Source organism: Mesorhizobium sp. M8A.F.Ca.ET.218.01.1.1 (assembly GCF_004791165.1).
GTDB lineage: Bacteria > Pseudomonadota > Alphaproteobacteria > Rhizobiales > Rhizobiaceae > Mesorhizobium.
Genome location: NZ_SRUZ01000001.1, coordinates 443076 through 461524 on the forward strand (window position 1 = coordinate 443076; position 18449 = coordinate 461524).

The window sequence follows — 18449 nt, forward strand, 5'->3', positions numbered from 1 at the left end:
CTCAGAGTGTGCGGGTCACCATCTCGACGCGGAAGCACTCGATGATGTCGCCGACGCGCATGTCTTCGTAGTTCTGGAAGGCCATGCCGCATTCCTGGCCGCCCGGGACTTCCGAAACCTCGTCCTTGAAGCGCTTCAGGGTCTTCAGCGTGCCTTCGTGGATGACCACGTTGTCGCGGATCAGGCGCACGCCCGCGCCACGCTCGACCTTGCCCTCGGTGACACGGCAGCCGGCGATCTTGCCGACCTTGGTGATGTCGAAGATCTCGAGGATCTCGGCATTGCCGATGAAGGTCTCGCGACGCTCCGGCGACAGCAGGCCCGACAGAGCCGCCTTCACATCATCCACCAGGTTGTAGATGATCGAGTAGTAGCGGATCTCGATGCCCGCGGCCGCGGCCGCGGCACGCGCCTGCACATTGGCGCGCACGTTGAAGCCGATGATCGCCGCGCCGGACGTTTCCGCCAGCGAGACGTCGCTTTCGGTGATGGCGCCGGCGCCGGAATGAACGATGCGCGCACGCACTTCGTCGGTGCCGAGCTTGTCCAGGGCAGCATTGATCGCTTCGATCGAACCCTGCACGTCGCCCTTGATGACCAGCGGGAATTCCTTCAGCCCGCTCGTCTGCAACTGCGACATCATCTGTTCGAGCGAGCCACGCTGGCCGGCATGCCTGGCCACCGCCTTCTCGCGTGCCAGACGCTGGCGATATTCGGTGATCTCGCGGGCGCGGGCCTCGTTGTTGACCACCGCGAAGCGGTCGCCGGCCTGCGGGGTTCCCTGAAGGCCGAGCACCTCGACCGGCATCGCCGGCGGCGCTTCCTTGATCTGCTCGCCGCGATCGTTGACGAGCGCGCGCACACGGCCCCATTCGTTGCCGGCGACGAGGATGTCGCCCGGCATCAACGTGCCGGTCTGCACCAGCACGGTGGCGACGGGACCACGGCCCTTGTCGAGCTGCGCCTCGATGACGACACCTTCGGCGGTGCGGTCGGGGTTGGCCTTGAGGTCGAGGATTTCGGCCTGCAGCAGGATCGCTTCGAGCAACTTGTCGAGATTGGTGCCCTTGGTCGCCGACACTTCGACGTCCAGCACCTCACCGCCCATCGATTCGACGAAGACCTCGTGGCGCAAGAGTTCCGAGCGCACTTTCTGCGGATCGGCGTCATGCTTGTCGATCTTGTTGATCGCCACGATGATCGGAACGCCGGCCGCCTTGGCATGGCTGATCGATTCGATCGTCTGCGGCATGACGCTGTCGTCGGCCGCAACCACCAGGATGGCGATGTCGGTCGCCTGGGCGCCACGGGCGCGCATGGCCGTGAAGGCGGCGTGGCCGGGCGTGTCGATGAAGGTGATCTTCTGACCGTTCTTCTCGACCTGATAGGCGCCGATATGCTGGGTGATGCCGCCGGCCTCGCCGGAAACGACATTGGCGTTGCGGATGGCATCGAGCAGCGACGTCTTGCCGTGGTCGACGTGGCCCATGATGGTGACGACCGGCGGACGCGACACGAGGTCTTCCGGACGGTCGGCGATGTTGAACAGGCCTTCCTCGATGTCGGACTCGGCGACGCGGCGAACCGTGTGGCCGAATTCGGTGGCCACCAGCTCGGCCGTGTCGGCGTCGATGACGTCGCCCGGCTTCAGGATCTGGCCCTGCTTCATGAAGTACTTGACCAGGTCGACAGCACGCTCGGACATGCGCTGCGCCAGTTCCTGGATGGTGATGGTCTCGGGCAGGATCACTTCGCGCATGACCTTTTCGCGCGGCTCATTGTGCATCGCGCGCTTGAATTTTTCCTGGCGGCGACGCATCGACGACAGCGAACGGGCCCGCGCATCCTCGTCGGACAACGCGGAATTCAGTGTCAGCTTGCCACGGCGGCGGTCTTCCTCGCTCTTGGTCGGCTTGGCCGGGCGCGCCACTTCGGGCGTGACCAGGCGGCGCACCGGCGCACCAGCGATCGCCCGCTTCGGCTTGACCTCTTCCTCCTCGTCGGCGGTCGCCAACTCAGCGGCTTGCGGTGCGCGACGGCGAGCCTCTTCCTCGGCGCGACGGCGCGATTCGGCCTCGGTCTGCAGCCGTGCCTCTTCCTCGGCCTGGCGGCGCGCGGAGTCCTCGCGTTCGCGCTTGCGGCGCTCTTCGTCCTCGGCGCGGCGCTTGGCCTCTTCGGCCGCGCGCTGACGGTCTTCGACCTCGCGGACCTTCGAGCCCTCGAGCGCCCTGCGGCGCGCGTCCATTTCGCTGCGCGACAATTCGTTCAGCACCATGCCGCTGCGCTCGACCGGAGGCCGCGGCGGGGGCGGCGCCTTGGGCGCTTCCTGCACGACAGGTGCCGCCACGACCGCCGGCTTCGGCGTGAAGACGGGCGCAGCCGGAGCGGCAACCGGCTCCGGCTTATCGCCGGGCAGCGAGAACTTGCGCTTCTTGGTCTCGACCACGACCGACTTGGTACGGCCGTGCGAGAAGTTCTGGCGCACAGTGCCCTGTTCCATGCCGGGGCGCTTCAGCGTCAAGGTCTTCTTCGGTGTAACACTCAACGTCTTGTCGTCGCCCGATTTCGTATCGTTCATTCCATATCCTCTGCAGCATCATCTTCGTCAGCAACGGCCGCAAGCATTGCAAGATCGTCCGGGGTTCCGCCCCGATATCGGTCGAGCGCAACCATGCGCTTCTGGACCGCCTTACCCGCGTCTCCCGCGAGGACGGCAGCATGTATCACATTTGTACCCCCCAATGCCAAGCTCAACTCGGCCTCGGAGAAAAGTTTGTAGGCAAGGATGGAAGGGCCGCCAATATGGACGGTCGCCCGCCGCGCCTGGCTGATCTTGCGTACGCCGTCGTCGGATGCCTCGGTCGCGTGGAGCACGAAAAGCGCCAGCCCGCCGCGCACCGCGCTCTCCACCTTGGTGGCACCCAGCGAAATCGCGCCTGCCTTGCGGGCAAGGCCCAGCATGCCTAAAGCGGACCTGGAGAGCAACCCGTCGACCATGCCGCCGAGATCGGGCGGTACGACCACCTGTGCCTTGAAGGCGCGGGCAAAAAGGTTCTTGGCCGCCGCCTTCTCGATATGTAGGCGGTCGGCACTCACCCAGCAACCACGGCCGGGCAGATTTCGCTTGAGATCGGGAACGACGGCCGAATCCGGACCGACGACGAACCGGATCAGTTCATCCGGTTCGGCCTGTTTTCGGGTGACGATGCAGGTGCGATCGTTCATCTCGTCCAAGGGCGGGTTGTGTGCGATGCGGTTTCACCTCACGCACCAACGGCTTCGTCAGCCGTTTCTTCTTCGGCCGCAAGCTCGTCCTCGGTGATCCAGCCGGCCTTGAGGCGAGCGGCCAGAACCATCTGCTCGGCATCGGCGCGCGAAACGCCGTGGTTGGCCAGCACGCCGGGATAGACCTTGGTCTCGCCGTCCTTGCGTTCCTTCCAGCCGGTGAGGTCGTCGGCGGCATAGCCGGCGAAATCCTCGATCGTCTTCACGCCGTCCTCGCCGAGCGTCACCATCATGGCGGTGGTGACGCCTGGAATTTCGCGCAGATCATCCGAAACGCCCAGCGCCTTGCGCTTCTCGTCGTGCTCGGCTTCGATCTTCTCCAGATATTCGCGGGCGCGGGTCTGGATTTCAGAGGCGGTATCCTCATCGAAGCCGTCGATGGAGGCGATTTCGCCGGCATCGACATAGGCGACTTCCTCGACGCTGGTGAAACCTTCGGAGGCCAGCACCTGACCGACCATCTCGTCGACATCGAGCGCTTCCATGAACAGCGCCGAGCGCTCGACGAATTCCTTCTGACGGCGCTCGGATTCCTCGGCCTCGGTCAGGATGTCGATATCCCAGCCAGTGAGCTGCGAGGCAAGGCGCACGTTCTGGCCGCGGCGGCCGATGGCCAGCGACAGCTGATCGTCGGGAACCACCACTTCGATGCGCTCCGCATCCTCGTCGAGCACGACCTTGGCGACTTCCGCCGGCTGCAGCGCATTGACGATGAAGGAGGCGGCCGAAGGCGACCACGGAATGATGTCGATCTTCTCGCCCTGCAATTCGCCGACGACGGCCTGGACGCGGCTGCCGCGCATACCAACGCAGGCGCCGACCGGATCGATCGAGCTATCACGCGAGATGACGGCGATCTTGGCGCGCGAGCCCGGGTCGCGGGCGACCGACTTGATCTCGATGATGCCGTCATAGATCTCAGGCACTTCCATGGTGAAGAGCTTGGCCATGAACTGCGGATGGGTGCGCGACAGGAAGATCTGCGGGCCACGCTGCTCGCGGCGCACGTCGTAGACATAGGCGCGGACGCGATCGCCATATTTGTAGTTTTCACGCGGAATCAGCTCGTCGCGACGAATGATCGCTTCGCCACGGCCGAGATCGACGATGACGTTGCCATATTCGACGCGCTTGACGGTGCCGTTGACGATCTCGCCGATACGGTCCTTGTACTCGTCGTACTGGCGGTCACGCTCGGCCTCGCGCACCTTCTGCACGATAACCTGCTTGGCAGACTGGGCGGCGATGCGGCCGAAATCCATCGGCGGCAGCTGTTCGGCGATGAAATCGCCGAGCTGGGCGTCGGGATTGCGCTCGCGGGCGGAGGAAATGGCGATCTGGGTGGCGTAATCGTCGACCTTCTCGACCACTTCCATCAGCCGCTGCAGCTTCATCTCGCCAGTGTTCGGGTTGATGTCGGCGCGGATGTTGGTCTCCTGACCATAACGCGAACGCGCCGCCTTCTGGATCGCATCGGCCATGGCGGCGATGACGATCGACTTGTCGATCGACTTTTCACGCGCGACCGCATCGGCAATCTGCAGCAGTTCAAGTCTGTTGGCGCTTACAACCATGTTCTTTCTCCCGAGCCTGTTCGCCGGACCTTTGCGCCCGGCAGCTCAATCAAATTTCCTGTTCGTGTTCTTCCGTGACGTCCGGTTCCGCACCCTCGGACACATCGTCGTCCGGTTCACCGCGGCGTCTCTTGGCTTCCTTGCGCGCCCTGTTGTCCTTCGACAACGCTTCGCGAATGAGGTCGTCGGTCAGGATCAGCCGGACATCGGCAATGGCATCGTAGGGCACGCGCACCGTCGGCTCCTCACCATAGGCCGCCTTGTCGCGCTCGATCAGCACATCGTTCTCACCGGCCTCGGCGATCTTGCCCTTGAAACGCTTGCGATCGGCGACGACGACCGAAGTCTCCATCTTCACCAGATGACCGGTCCAGGTCACGAAATCCGATTTGCGCACCAAGGGCCGATCGATTCCGGGCGAAGAAACTTCGAGATGATAGGCCTTTTCGATCGGATCATCGACGTCGAGCGCCGGCGACACCGCGCGGCTGACCTCTTCGCAATCCTCGACGGTCATGGTGCCGTCCTCACGCTCGGCCATGATCTGCAGCGTCAGTCCGTTCTGGCCGGACAGATGCACGCGCACGAGGCGAAAGCCGATGCCGCGCAGCACCGGCTGGACGATCAGCGCAATGCGCGCATCGATGCCGCTTTCGCGGATGATGCGGTCGTCACCTTCGCTTGCCGTTGCAGTCATCAATTGCCTGTCGTTCGTTTCGAACCTATCGGCAGGTAATAAAAAAGAGCGGGACCGGGTGGACCCACTCTTCGTCATACCGACCAAGAATTTGAGGCTGATATAAACGATCCGGGCTGGTGTTTCAAGTCCGCAGTCCCGGCCGGACAAAAGCCTGTGGGTTCAGGGTTGTTCCAGGCGCATGGCCGCCATGCGGCAATCCCCCTGTGAGAGCCCGCGTCGCGCTCTTATTTGTTAGCCATCAAATGAATTGAATTGGCTCGCGCTGGCGCGCGGAAGGACAAGATCATGAGCAGCCGCAGGATATTCTCTGCCTTGGGCGATCTCTTCACCACATTCGGCAGCGCCGTTGCCGCATCGCGCGCCGTGGAAGCCGGGCGTAAGCCACGAGCCGACGACCTGCGCAATCTCGGCATGGACCCGGCCATATTCAACAGGATCGGCCGTTTCTGACTGCGATGAGCATTCGATTCGGCTCCCGGCAAGTTGCCGGAGCCGTCGACGGTCGGGAGCGCCTACGTCCTGATGAAGGTAAGATAGGCCGGCCGGCGCTCCTCGCGAATGGCCTTGGCCTCATAGCGTGTACCCGGCCAACCCTCATAGGGACGATGCCAGTCGGCTGCCTCATCCGCCTGCCACGCAAAAGCGCCATGCGCCCGGCAATGCAGCAAGGTCCAGTTCACATAAGTGTCGATGTCGGACGCGAAGCGGAATTTTGAGCCCGGCTTCAGGACGCGCGCGAAACGGTCGAGATTGACCGGGCTGACGAAACGCCGCTTCCAGTGCTTCTTCTTAGGCCAGGGGTCGGGATAGAGAAGGTCGATACCGTCGAGCGAGGACGGCGGCAGCCAGTCAAGCAACTGGGTGGCGTCGTCGTCGTAGACCCTGAGATTGGCCAGCGGCGCTGCCCGCACCGCCATCATCATCTTGGCCATGCCGTTGACGAAGGGCTCCACGCCGATGAAGCCGATCGTCGGCGCCTCGGTCGCGCGATGCAGAAGATGTTCGCCGCCGCCAAAGCCGATCTCGAGCCGAACCGCCGAAACCTCGGTTTTGAACAGGGTCCGCGGATCCGACGGGGCTTCAGCCGTCAGATCGAGCCGATAGGCGCCAAGCCCGCTTTCCAGCGCCGCCGCTTGCTGCGGGCGAACGGGTTTGCCGCGCCGACGGCCGAAGAAGGCTTCGGTCGTGCGGCTTGGCCTGTCCCCGTCACGCATCGATTGGCGCAAGTCCTGCCGCCGCCCTCAGGCCGCGACAGCATCCTTGAGCGCCTTGGCCAGATCGGTCTTTTCCCAGGAGAAAGACCCGTCACGGCCAGCCTTGCGGCCAAAATGGCCGTAAGACGACGTCTTGGCGTAGATCGGCTTGTTGAGATCGAGATGACGGCGAATGCCGGACGGCGACAGGTCCATCACGGTGCGCAGGGCATCCTCGAGTTTGGCCTCGTCGACCTTGCCGGTGCCGTGCAGGTCGACATAGACCGACAGCGGCTGGGCGACGCCGATGGCGTAGGACAGCTGGATGGTGCAGCGGTCGGCAAGCTTCGCCGCCACGACGTTCTTGGCCAGGTAGCGCGCCGCATAGGCGGCCGACCGGTCGACCTTGGTGGTGTCCTTGCCGGAGAAGGCGCCGCCGCCATGCGGGGCCGCGCCGCCATAGGTGTCGACGATGATCTTGCGGCCCGTCAGGCCGGCATCGCCGTCCGGACCGCCGATGACGAACTTGCCGGTCGGGTTGATGTACCACATGCAGTCGTCAGCGATCTTGAGGTCGCCCAATGCCTCGCGGATATAGGGTTCCACGACCTTGCGGACCTTCTTGGAATCCCAGCTCGAATCGAGATGCTGGGTCGACAGCACGATCTGCGTCGCCTCCGCGGCCTTGCCGTCGACATAGCGAACGGTGACCTGGCTCTTGGCATCGGGGCCAAGCTTGCCGGCCTCGCCATTGTTCTCGTGACGGGCGGCGGCCAGGAGTTCGAGGATCTTGTGGCTGTAGTAGATCGGCGCCGGCATCAGGTCAGGCGTCTCGCGGCAGGCATAGCCGAACATGATGCCCTGGTCGCCGGCACCTTCCTCGCCCTGACGGTCGGCCGCGTTGTCCACGCCCTGGCCGATGTCGGGCGACTGGCCATGCAGCAGGACCTCGATCTTGGCCGTCTTCCAGTGGAAGCCGGCCTGCTCGTAGCCGATCTCGCGGATCGCCTTGCGGGCGACGGATTTGAACTTCGCCGGATTGACGACCGGGTGGCCCGCGGCATCCTTGAGGATGTTGCCGGCCTTGTCCTTCTTCAAGAGCGTCTCGGGGACGCGCACCTCGCCGGCGATGACGACGCGGTTGGTGGTCGCCAGCGTCTCGCAGGCGACACGGACTTTCCACGGGTCCATGCCGGTCTTCTTGGCTTCACGATAGACCAGATCGACAATTTCGTCGGAGATCCGGTCACAGACTTTGTCGGGATGGCCCTCGGCAACGGATTCCGAGGTAAAGAAGTAGTTCTGCCGCGTCACGGGTGTCCCCTCTTGAAAAACGATCGGCAGGCTGCCGATTTTGGCGCGCCACGTGTTAGCGGGGCAAAGCGCTGCTCGTCAAGCGTTGCCGCCGGTCTGGCCTGAATGTCGGAGACGATATCTTGTGCCACCGGCGGCGCACGCCGCCGGTGCGAAGCGCATCGCGGATCAGTCGAGATCGTCCTCGGCGAGCGATTTCACCAGGTCTATGATCCTGCGGCGCACCTTGACGTCGGCGATCTTGACAAAGGCCCGGTTGAGCTGAAGCCCTTCGGGACTGCCGCAGAATTCGACGGCGAAAGCCATCGAGCTATCCTCGGCAAAACCACGGTTGGCCGTCAGCTCCTGGCCCGGCGCATCCTCGAAAAAGAAGGCGACGGGCACGCCGAGTATGGAGGCTATCGCCTGCAGACGGCTGGCGCCGACGCGATTGGTGCCCTTTTCATATTTCTGGATTTGTTGAAACGTGATGCCGAGATTCTCGCCCAGCTTTTCCTGGCTCATTCCGAGCATATTGCGGCGAAGCCGGACCCGGCTTCCAACGTGGATGTCGATGGGATTCGGTTTCTTCTTGTTTTCTTCTGTCATTTTTTCCTCGCCGAATTTTTTCGGCTTTGTGATTTTTTTCCTGCCCAAAGAAAACCGGAGGCGACTGCCCCAACAGAACGATCCACCGGCTTCGAGAAATTTTCAGGCGGTACAGTATGAGTTTCTAATGTGCCAACTGTCAATTCACCCGTAGCCTTTGCCTTACGTTCAACAGCACCCCTCCCAGCGCAAACAGCAACATGATCAGCGTCCCGTTAATGCGCCGCTGACGGGACGAAATCACCGTCTGTTCGGAAACAGGAACCTTCACATCGATGGCCCCGCGCGCGTCGATGGCCAGCGCATCGACGACGCGGCCACGGGGGTCGACAACGGCCGAGATGCCGTTGTTGGCAGCACGCAACAGGGGCAATCCGTTCTCCACCGCGCGAATCTGGGCCTGCCTGAAATGCTGATACGGTCCCGGCGTGTCGCCGAACCATGCATCATTGGTAACGTTCACAATAAGCTGCGCTGACGTAGCGTCAACTGCCACCAGATCGGGAAAGATCACCTCATAACAGATAAATGGCAGGGCACGAAGGCCACCCGGCAGCGTGATGGGATGACGCTCGTTGCCAGCCGTGAACGTCATCGGCCCAGCGACGAGCTGTTCGATGCCGAAACGGCCGAGCAGGTCGGCAAAAGGCAGGTACTCGCCGAACGGCACCAGATGAACCTTGTCCACGGCATCGGCGATCTCGCCCTTGTCGTTGATCGCCACGACGGAGTTGTAGTAGCGGCTGTCGGGGCTTGCCGCCGAGCCGCCCTCTTCGCGCACGACGCCAGCGATCAGCATCTGGCCGTCGCCCAGCATGTCGCCCAGCGCCGTCAAGGCATCGGGGCGCTCGGTGAAAAGGAACGGCACCGAGGTTTCCGGCCACAGAATCAGTTGCGGTTTTTCGTGACCTGGATCCGGCGCCTTGGAAGACAGGCCCAGCAAGGTGGCGAAGATGCGGTCGCGCACCGAGGCATCCCACTTTTCCGACAGGTCGACGGCCGGCTGGACGATACGGACATCGAGACTGCGCGCCGCCGGCTTTTCGGGGGCCGCGAGCCTGACATAGCCAAAGCCGGCATGGGCGGCGACGAGCAGGACAAACAGGGCGGCGCCCAGCCGAAGATGCCGGCGGGCCGCCAGCAGCGCCGGCAGTGCGAAAAGGAAAACCGCGAGCGCGTTCATGCCGATCATGCCGGTCACCGAGACGCTTTGCATCAAAAGGGGGACCGGCATCGCCGCGTAGCCGATGGCATTCCAGGGAAATCCGGTGAACAGGAAGCCGCGCAGCCACTCCGCCAGCGCAAAACCGAAGGCAAGGGCAGCGATACGGCCGATATCGCTGCTCCACAGGAGGCGGGCGACCATCGTTGCGAAGCCATAGAAAAATGCGAGCGCGAAAGGAATGCCGACCACGGCGAAGGGAAGCGCCCAGGCAAAATCGTCGGCCTCGACCAGCAGCGCCGAGCCGATCCACCAAAGGCCGGCGAGGAAATAACCGAAGCCAAACCACCAGCCGACGGCGAAAGCCGGCCGCAGGCGCCGGACCAGGCTGCCGGAGGCTTCGCCGGTCGCGCCGTCGAGCAGCCAGACCAGCACCGGAAACGAAATGAAACAGGCGGCGAAGAAATCGTAAGGCGCCTGGCCCAGCACCGCCAGCGCTCCGGCGAGAAAGGCCACCAGCGCGCGGCGCCAGCCCCAGAGCAGAATTATCCGGCCGGCAAGGCGCACCATGAATACTTCCGAGTCGCGCGAATCAGGAGCCAAGATTTATCAGGCCGCGGCCTGCACTCCAAACGCCGGCCGCATGACCGACCATGGCTCTACCGGTGCCAACCCTCGATGCGCAAGCCACCCAGGCGCTCGGCCTCCTCACGGGAAACAGAACGGATTGGCTGCGTGAACGTCCAGACATGGCCTTCGGGATCGCGCGCCCGATACTGGCGTTCGCCGTAGAACTGGTCCGCCGGTTCCTGGATTATGGCGGCACCGGCCGCGCGGGCCTGCTCGCAATGCGCATCGAGGCCGTCTTTCAGCCTGATATAGACCGACTGCGTGTTCTTGCCACCGACCGATGCGGGGCTCGCGACATGATCGGCCCATTCGGAATCGACGATGATGCAACCATCCCCGAACCGCATCTCGGCATGGATCAGCTTCCCGCCGGTATCGCTGACCACCATGCTGGGCTCGAAGCCGAAGGCCGCTTCGAGCCAATCCAGCGCCGCACGCGGGTCGCGGTAGAACACACCAGAACCGAGGGCTGGATGCTTGAACGGATCCTCGATTGTCATTGCGCGGCAGCTTTTCAGGCCTGTTCGGTGCGCGCCGTGGCGCGCCGGCGGCGCTCGCCCTTCTGGCTCTGCACGATGCGCACGCGCTTGACGCGGCGCGGATCGGCATCGAGCACATGGAACTCGAAGCCGGGGATGGCCTGCACCACCTCGCCACGCGCCGGCACGCGGCCGAGCGTGTTGAAGATCATGCCGCCAATGGTGTCGACATATTCGCCATGTTCACCCGCGGCGAAATCCTCGCCGATCATCTTGGCGACCTCGTCGATCTCGGCCTTGCCATCGACGATGAACACGCCGTCGCCGGTCTGGGTGATCATCGGCTCATCGTCGTCGTGCTCATCCTCGATGTCGCCGACCACCATCTCGACGATGTCCTCGAGCGAGACGAGGCCGTCCGTGCCACCATATTCATCGATGACCAGGGCCATTTGCGTGCGCGTCGTCTGCATGCGGCCCATCAAGTCGGAAGCAAGCATCGACGGCGGCACGAACAGGACCTGGCGGATCAGATTGAGCTCGCCGATGGTGCGCGCGAGGTCGACCTGGGCAAGATCAAGAACCGTGGCGACGGGCGTTTTGCGGCTCGTGCGGCCTTTCCTGACGCGCGCCAGCTTGGTGATATGGGCCAGCACGTCTCGGATATGGACCATGCCGCGCGGGTCGTCGAGCGTCTCGGAATAGACCGGCATGCGGGAATGGCCGGATTGTTCGAACATGCCAAGCAAGTCACCAAGCGTCGTGGCGATCTCGACCGCCTCGATATCGGCGCGCGGAACCATGACGTCCTCGACGCGCACTTCGCGCAGGCGCAGGATGTTGTTGAGCATGGCACGCTCGCCAGGCGAGAAGGATTCGACATCGCTCGTCGTCTCGGCGAGCGCGCCGGCGATCTCCTCGCGCAGGCTGGTGCCATTGCGTTGCCGGAACAGGCCCAGCACCCGGTTGAACAGCGAGGGACCGGCAGGCGACGGCTCGATGGCGGCGCTGCCAGTGATGGTACTCGGACTTGATCCCTCTTCCGACGTATCGGAAGCCTTGGTCGCACTGCCGGCGTCGGGGCGGGCGGCAGTCTCTGGTTTGTCGTTCATCGTCGTCCGGTCAATTGGTCTTTTTTAGTTACGCGTAGGGATCGGGAATGGCAAGCCTTGCAAGCGCGGCGCGCTCGATGGCTTCCATCTCCTCGGCCTCGGCGTCGGTCTCGTGATCATGGCCCATGAGGTGCAGCAGGCCATGGATGACGAGATGGCAGATATGGTTCTCCAGCGGCTTGTCTTCCAGTGCCGCTTCGCGCGCCACGGTTTCGGCGGCAAGCACGATGTCGCCGAGCATCGGCGGCAGTGGGCCACCATTCACATGCGGAAAAGCCGGGAAAGACAAGACGTTGGTGGGCTTGTCCTTGCCGCGCCAGTCCGCATTCAAGGTACGGATATGGGCATCGTCGGAAAAAACAATGCTGAGTTCGGAATGACCCGTCACACCGGTCTCGGCAAAGGCGGCATCAACCGCGCGATCGACCAGCCGCGTCAGGCTTGCTTCATCGGGCCAGCCGCCCGCTTCAATCGATATATCGATCTCGACGGGAACCGGAAGGCTCCCGCCGCCGGATGTGTTGTCCTCAGGCATGAGGCTGCATCGTCACATCAATTCTCGGCGCCAAGGCCGCGCGCCAGCTTGGCGTCCCGGTCATAGGCCCTGACGATTTCAGCCACCAGCGGATGGCGAACGACGTCGACATCGTTGAAGCGCACGGTTACCGCGCCTGCAACACCGTCAAGGACACGCAAAGCCTCGACCAGGCCCGATTTGGTGCTCGGAGGAAGATCGATCTGGGTCGGATCGCCGGTGACGATCATGCGCGAGTTCTCGCCGAGACGGGTGAGAAACATCTTCATCTGCATCGGCGTGGTGTTCTGCGCCTCGTCCAGGATCACCGCGGCATGCGCCAGCGTGCGGCCGCGCATGAAGGCTAGCGGCGCGATCTCGATCACTTCGGCCGCAATGGCGCGCTCGACCTTGTCGGCCGGCATCATGTCGTAAAGCGCGTCGTAGAGCGGGCGCAGATACGGATCGACCTTCTCCTTCATATCGCCCGGCAGGAAGCCCAGCCGTTCGCCGGCTTCGACTGCCGGCCGCGACAGGATGATGCGCTCGACCATGCCACGCTCGAGCAGCATCGCCGCATGCGCCACCGCCAGGTAGGTCTTGCCGGTGCCGGCCGGACCGATGCCGAACACCAGCTCCGAACGCTCCAGCGCCCGCATATAGGCGTCCTGGTTGAGCGAACGGGCATAGATCGTCTTCTTGCGGGTGGCGATCTGGGCGGCGGAAACCTTGCCCTTGCGCTCCAGTGTCGGCAGTGTGAGCTGGTCGTCGGCGGCGATAGCCATGCGAACGGCACCGTCGACATCGGACTGGCCGATATCGACGCCTTTCTGCAGGATGCCGTAGAGATTGTCCAAGGCACGGCGCGCCTGTTCGGCGGCGGACGCCGATCCTTTGATGGTCAGCTGGTTGCCGCGCGAACGGATATCGACGCCGAGTTTCTGCTCGAGCCGGGCGAGGTTTTCGTCGAACTGGCCGTAAAGGGCGCTGGCAAGCTTATTGTTGTCGAAAGTCAGAACGATGTGCGCCATGTCAGAAGCCCCGGATGCCGGTACCGGGGGCAGATTCTTCAGCTCCGCTGCGCTCAACCGTCTCTCCTCATCTGCCGAGACCATCAGGCCAATTCGGCGAACAGGCTGTTGTAGCCCGTCTTCGTGATTCGCACCTTGATAATGTCACCGATTTCGCCGGCCTTTTCATCAACAATAACCGGCTGCAGCCAAGGCGAGCGGCCGACCTTCTGGCCGGCCTGACGGCCGGGCTTCTCGATCAGCGTATCGATGGTGCTGCCGACCAGGCTCGAGCCGAAATCCTGCTGTTGTTTCAGCAGCAATGCCTGCAGGCGCTGCAAGCGCTCGTCCTTGACCGTTTCCGGCACGTGGTCAGGCATGTCGGCCCCCGGCGTGCCGGGACGCGGCGAATATTTGAACGAGAAGGCCGAGGCGTAGTTCACCTGGCGCACCAGTTCCATGGTCGCCTCGAAATCGGCCTCGGTCTCGCCGGGGAAACCGACGATGAAGTCGCCCGACAGCGCGATATCGGGGCGCGCGGCACGGATGCGGTCGAGCAGCGCCAGATAGTCCTTGGCCGTATGCCTGCGGTTCATCGCCTTCAGAATGCGGTTTGAGCCCGATTGCACCGGCAGATGCAGATAGGGCATCAGCGACGGCAGGTCGCGGTGCGCCGCGATCAATTCGTCGTCCATGTCGCGCGGATGGCTGGTGGTGTAGCGCAACCGCGCCAGGCCGGGGATTTCAGACAACCGGAACAGCAGGCGGCCGAGACCCCATTCCGCGCCATTATCGCCCTCGCCATGCCAGGCGTTGACGTTCTGGCCGAGCAGCGTCACCTCGCGCACCCCGGCCTCGGCCAGGCGCTCGGCCTCCGCGACGATCTGCGCCACCGGCCGCGACACTTCCGAGCCTCTCGTATAGGGCACGACGCAGAAGGTGCAGAACTTGTCGCAGCCTTCCTGGACGGTGAGGAAGGCGGTGACGCCGCGCTTGAGCAACGCGGCGCGCTTCGGCTGCGGCAGATGTTCGAACTTGTCCTCGATGGCGTATTCGGTCTCGACGATCTTCTCGCCGCCGCGCACCCGCGCCAGCACATCGGGCAGACGGTGATAAGTCTGCGGACCGATGACCAGGTCGACGGCCGGCGACCGGCGGATGATCTCGGCGCCCTCGGCCTGTGCCACGCAGCCGGCGACGCCGATCAGCATCTCGCGGCCGGCACCGGCGCGTTCGGCCTTCATGTCGCGGATGCGGCCGAGTTCGGAATAGACCTTTTCGGCGGCTTTCTCCCTGATGTGGCAGGTGTTGAGCAGCACCAGATCGGCTTCGCCGATGGCATCGGTCGCGGTATAGCCGTCGGCGGCCAGCGCGTCGGTCATGCGCTGAGAATCATAGACGTTCATCTGGCAGCCATAGGTCTTGATGAAGACCTTCTTCTCTGCCGTGGCGCGCACCGCCGGCTGTCCGGCCGCAGTGCCGATGTCGTCGCTTTCAATCGTGTTCAAGTCCATCCGGCGGCTTCTAACGCCTTTCCGTGACAAAAAACAGACGATTCTCGGCATGCGCCGGCTGGCGCCTGCCGGCGGCTAACGGCTCGGGAGGGGATCGGCGAGCGCCGCCTGCATCATCTCGCGCACCTGGCCTTCCATCAGCTTGGCCGTTTCCTTGCGGTTTGAGCCCTTGGCAAAGGCGATCGGTTCGCCGAAATGCACCTCGACGTCGAGCGCGCCCTCGGCCATCAGCACCTTGAGATGAGGCATCAGGTCCTCGTCGCCGATCCAGGCCGCGATCGGGCGGTGGCGGCGGCCAAGCGGCACGCCGTGCAGGCGCGTGTAGACGATCGCCACCGGCTGGATGAACACTTCCTGCGCGGCCCCTTCCGAGATCGCCATCGAGGCGGCGCCGAACAACGTGCTCTTGAAGGGCAGGACGATATTGCCGTCACCGGTCGACCCCTCCGCGAACAGCACCATGGCGTCGCCCTTGGCCATGCGGCTGGCGATCTCGCTGGCCTGGTCGCCCGAGGAGCGCTTGCGCTCACGCTCGATGAAGACGGTGCGCTGCAGCTTCGACAGCATGCCGATCAGCGGCCAGCCTTCCATGTCGGCCCGGGCGATGAATTTCACATCGGCAAAAGAGCCCAGCACCATGATGTCGGTCCAGGAGATGTGGTTGGAGGCAACCAGCAACGGACGCTTGTCGGAGAGCGTCCCCTTGACATGGATACGCATGCCGAGCGCCCGGATGATCAGCCTGTGCCAGATCTTGAGGATGACGGTTTCCGGCCACCAGCCGGTTTTCATCGACAGGATCTGCAGCGGCACGAAAACCAGCGACCCGGCGACGACGAGGCCCAGCGCCAGGAAAATCCTGATTTTTCCGATCATATGTCCTGGCCCTACCCGATCCCTCGCTAGCGAAGATCGCGGCGCATGACAAGCGCGCCGGTCGGGCCGCGATCGGGCGACTTGTAGTAATCCGGACGCTTGCCGACTTCCCGAAAACCCAGCCGACGATAGAGGGCGATCGCGGCGGCATTGGTCTCGTCGACCTCGAGGAACAGCGCCTCGGCGCGCTGCGAATGCAGTTCGCGCAGCACGGCGTCCATCAACTGCCAGCCCAGGCCTTGGCGGCGATGCGACCGCGCCACCGCGACGGTCAGGATTTCACCTTCGCCCGCGGCCAGCCGAGCGAGGACGAAGCCAACAGGCGGCTTGGCGCCTTGCCCCGTTTCGCGGGCGGCATAACCGAACACGGTGTCCTGTTCGAGCAAGGCGGCGAACTCACCGTCGGTCCATGGGCGGACAAAATCCTCGCGGTGCAGTACCGATATAGCGGGGCTGTCGGTGATCCTGAGCGGCTCGAGCGCGTAGTCCCGGCGACGCGATTGGAGAAAAGGTATGCGCATCAACTCTCGTTTTCTCGTCTGACCATGATCTCTGGACAAACGGGGCCGTTTGTCCGCGAAAACCGGCTTCCACTTTTCGGGATCATGGTCTTTGCCTCGAAAGTATAAACCCGGCCTGCGGCATGGCATCGGCGCCGCGCAGATAAAGCGGTTTCGGCCTTTCGCCCTGCCCCTTCGCGACAGCAAGCCGGGCGTAGGTGAGAATGTCGGCGGTGGCCGTCCGAGGCCCGATGTCGAAGGGTCGGCCGGCCGCTTCAGCGATCGGCGTCGCGGCCGTGCCGGCAAGCACCGCGGAACGTTCCGACGCCATGGCCGCCGCATTCGCAAGCGTGGCCACGGCCGGACCGTAAGTCAAAACTGACATTTCATCGTAGAGAGCGGCATGGATTTCCTCCCGTCCGGCATCGAGCGCCGCCAGCACGGCACGGCCTGGAAATGCGGTTGCCGCCTCGGCGGCCAGCGCTTCGAGCGTCGTTACCCCGATTGCCGGCACCTTGAGCGCCAGCGCCAGGCCGCGCGCGGTCGACACGCCGACACGCAGGCCGGTGAAGGAACCGGGGCCGACGGAGACGGCGATGGCGCCAAGGCCGGCGTAGTCGGTCGCGCCGGCCCTCAACGCCCCTGCAATGACGGCCATCAGGTGCTCGGCATGGCCTTTGCCCAGATCAAGCACCGAACGGCCGAGTTCCTGCCCACCCGCCGCGTCGTAGACGCAGGCGGCGCAGAGGCTGGCGGCACAGTCGATGGCGAGTACCTTCATGAAACGACCGGTTCCTAGAAACAACTCCCTGTGCCCGCCACAGCGCGCAACCGCAAGGGTATAGTGCACAATTTGTTAAGCGGCTTCGGTTTGGGCTGGCAGAAGAGCTTATGCCGCCTGCTCTATGCGCAGCATGTGATTGTCCCAGACATAGTCTGGCTCCGACCGCGTGGCACCACTGTCCTCGATGATCTCGCCGGCGCCCGTTGTGGCCATGAACCCGGCCCCGTCAGGGGCCACGCCGCAGACCTCGACCAGCGTATTGGAGGAGACGACCCCGCCGCTGCCCGCATCGATGACGACCAGCGAATTGCCCTCTGGCGAGGATACGGCAACGGTACCGGCAACAGGATTGGCGGCGACCGAGCCGATATAGTTGCGGAAGCCGGACAGCACATTCTGCGGCATGTCGAGCAAAGCCAGATCCTTGTCACGCGCGGCGCGGCCGACCAGCAGCGGACGATCGGCGCCGGGGCCCCGGTACTGGCAACCGAACCAGACGGTGCCGGACCAGTCGGCATCCATGTGGCGGATCGACAGCTGGTGCAGTGCAGCCGGCAATTCATGTTTTTCGATCAGATCCCCGGTGACGCGGTCGACCAGCACATAGGACGGTTTCATGGTGGCGATGTTGAGCTCGGCGCGGCCAAAGTCAGGATGGGTCTCGATGCCGCCATTGGCGACCGCGATCGTCCTGCCGTCGCCCAAGAGCAGAAGTTCGTGCGGACCCATGCCGTAGGTGGGGAATTCGCCGATGCGATTGAATTTCGCCCGCGCGTCATAGACGCCGACCACGCCGGCCGCGTTGTCGAAATCGTTCTCGGTGGCGTAGAGCAACGCGCCGTCGGGCGAGAACACGCCATGGCCGAAGAAATGCCGGCCGGCGATGCTGGCGATGGTCAGCGGAGCGTCGCGCCCGGAGTGATCGAACACGACGGCGAAGGTGCCGGGCTGGCGGGCGAAAACCACCGAACGCCTCGATACGGGATCGAAGGTGACGTCGTGGCCGCGATCGGGCAGGTCGATCGCATGCAGCACCTTGCCGGCCTCGGACAGGACGGCGGCGCCAAAACTGCCATCGCGCTTGACGAAGGCGGTGGCAAAGACGGCATCCGCAGCAAGCGTGGTTGCCCAGGCTGAGGGCGTCACCGCGGCGGCAAAGCCGATGCCGGCGGCCCTGAGGAAATCGCGGCGATCGATGAGCAATCTCTTCATGC

General features: G+C 63.9%; 18 protein-coding genes. 1 reads left to right on the plus strand and 17 read right to left on the minus strand.

Features of this window, described 5'->3' with window-relative positions:
* Window position 1: 1 nt before the first annotated feature.
* From infB to rimP, 4 genes are read right to left on the minus strand one after another with little or no spacing between them, the layout of a single operon-like run.
* The gene (gene infB, locus EN861_RS02145) at window positions 2-2578 is read right to left on the minus strand and encodes a translation initiation factor IF-2 (RefSeq protein WP_127279032.1); all 2577 of its coding nucleotides are present in this window, start codon (window positions 2576-2578) and stop codon (window positions 2-4) included.
* Window positions 2575-3225, minus strand: a complete 651-nt coding sequence (locus EN861_RS02150; RefSeq protein WP_013891268.1) for an RNA-binding protein — start codon at window positions 3223-3225, stop codon at window positions 2575-2577. Before EN861_RS02150 ends, infB begins: the two co-directional genes overlap by 4 nt.
* Before the next feature lie 38 nt (window positions 3226-3263).
* Window positions 3264-4859 (minus strand): transcription termination factor NusA, encoded by a 1596-nt coding sequence (gene nusA, locus EN861_RS02155; RefSeq protein WP_027142036.1) that lies wholly within the window; start codon window positions 4857-4859, stop codon window positions 3264-3266.
* A 49-nt stretch (window positions 4860-4908) separates the two neighbouring features.
* A complete protein-coding gene (gene rimP / locus EN861_RS02160; protein ID WP_127279033.1) occupies window positions 4909-5556 on the minus strand; it encodes a ribosome maturation factor RimP in 648 nt (215 codons plus the stop codon).
* Window positions 5557-5844: 288 nt separating this feature from the next.
* On the opposite strand from rimP, the gene EN861_RS02165 reads away from it, so the two are divergent.
* Window positions 5845-6009 (plus strand): hypothetical protein, encoded by a 165-nt coding sequence (locus tag EN861_RS02165; protein WP_135862094.1) that lies wholly within the window; start codon window positions 5845-5847, stop codon window positions 6007-6009.
* 62 nt (window positions 6010-6071) lie between these two features.
* Here the strand turns inward: EN861_RS02165 and EN861_RS02170 are convergent, their stop codons facing one another.
* The 13 genes from EN861_RS02170 to EN861_RS02230 form a co-directional block, all read right to left on the minus strand.
* Window positions 6072-6773 carry a tRNA (guanosine(46)-N(7))-methyltransferase TrmB gene (locus EN861_RS02170; protein ID WP_135862096.1) on the minus strand — a complete coding sequence of 234 codons (702 nt, stop codon included), beginning with the start codon at window positions 6771-6773 and terminating at the stop codon, window positions 6072-6074.
* Between the two features lie 27 nt (window positions 6774-6800).
* A complete protein-coding gene (gene metK, locus EN861_RS02175) occupies window positions 6801-8066 on the minus strand; it encodes a methionine adenosyltransferase (protein WP_027142039.1) in 1266 nt (421 codons plus the stop codon).
* A 168-nt stretch (window positions 8067-8234) separates the two neighbouring features.
* Entirely contained in the window at window positions 8235-8654 is a 420-nt protein-coding gene (locus EN861_RS02180; protein ID WP_127279029.1) for a helix-turn-helix transcriptional regulator, read from the minus strand.
* 139 nt (window positions 8655-8793) lie between these two features.
* Complete coding sequence (lnt, locus tag EN861_RS02185; protein WP_135862098.1) at window positions 8794-10386, minus strand: apolipoprotein N-acyltransferase; 1593 nt, start codon at window positions 10384-10386, stop codon at window positions 8794-8796.
* An 89-nt stretch (window positions 10387-10475) separates the two neighbouring features.
* Window positions 10476-10946 (minus strand): VOC family protein, encoded by a 471-nt coding sequence (locus EN861_RS02190; protein WP_135862100.1) that lies wholly within the window; start codon window positions 10944-10946, stop codon window positions 10476-10478.
* Window positions 10947-10960: 14 nt separating this feature from the next.
* Entirely contained in the window at window positions 10961-12037 is a 1077-nt protein-coding gene (locus tag EN861_RS02195) for a hemolysin family protein (protein ID WP_127279026.1), read from the minus strand.
* A gap of 28 nt (window positions 12038-12065) precedes the next feature.
* The gene (gene ybeY / locus EN861_RS02200) at window positions 12066-12572 is read right to left on the minus strand and encodes an rRNA maturation RNase YbeY (protein ID WP_127870739.1); all 507 of its coding nucleotides are present in this window, start codon (window positions 12570-12572) and stop codon (window positions 12066-12068) included.
* A 17-nt stretch (window positions 12573-12589) separates the two neighbouring features.
* Window positions 12590-13582 (minus strand): PhoH family protein, encoded by a 993-nt coding sequence (locus EN861_RS02205; protein ID WP_224536181.1) that lies wholly within the window; start codon window positions 13580-13582, stop codon window positions 12590-12592.
* A gap of 83 nt (window positions 13583-13665) precedes the next feature.
* On the minus strand, window positions 13666-15075 hold the full coding sequence (gene miaB, locus EN861_RS02210) for a tRNA (N6-isopentenyl adenosine(37)-C2)-methylthiotransferase MiaB (RefSeq protein WP_135862102.1): 1410 nt from the start codon (window positions 15073-15075) through the stop codon (window positions 13666-13668).
* A gap of 75 nt (window positions 15076-15150) precedes the next feature.
* Window positions 15151-15951, minus strand: coding sequence for a 1-acyl-sn-glycerol-3-phosphate acyltransferase (locus tag EN861_RS02215; protein WP_135862105.1), 801 nt, complete (start codon window positions 15949-15951; stop codon window positions 15151-15153).
* A 26-nt stretch (window positions 15952-15977) separates the two neighbouring features.
* On the minus strand, window positions 15978-16472 hold the full coding sequence (gene rimI, locus EN861_RS02220) for a ribosomal protein S18-alanine N-acetyltransferase (RefSeq protein ID WP_127870736.1): 495 nt from the start codon (window positions 16470-16472) through the stop codon (window positions 15978-15980).
* Between the two features lie 82 nt (window positions 16473-16554).
* A complete protein-coding gene (gene tsaB / locus EN861_RS02225; RefSeq protein WP_135862106.1) occupies window positions 16555-17232 on the minus strand; it encodes a tRNA (adenosine(37)-N6)-threonylcarbamoyltransferase complex dimerization subunit type 1 TsaB in 678 nt (225 codons plus the stop codon).
* Between the two features lie 108 nt (window positions 17233-17340).
* Window positions 17341-18447 (minus strand): DUF1513 domain-containing protein, encoded by a 1107-nt coding sequence (locus EN861_RS02230; RefSeq protein ID WP_135862108.1) that lies wholly within the window; start codon window positions 18445-18447, stop codon window positions 17341-17343.
* Between the last annotated feature and the right edge of the window lie 2 nt (window positions 18448-18449).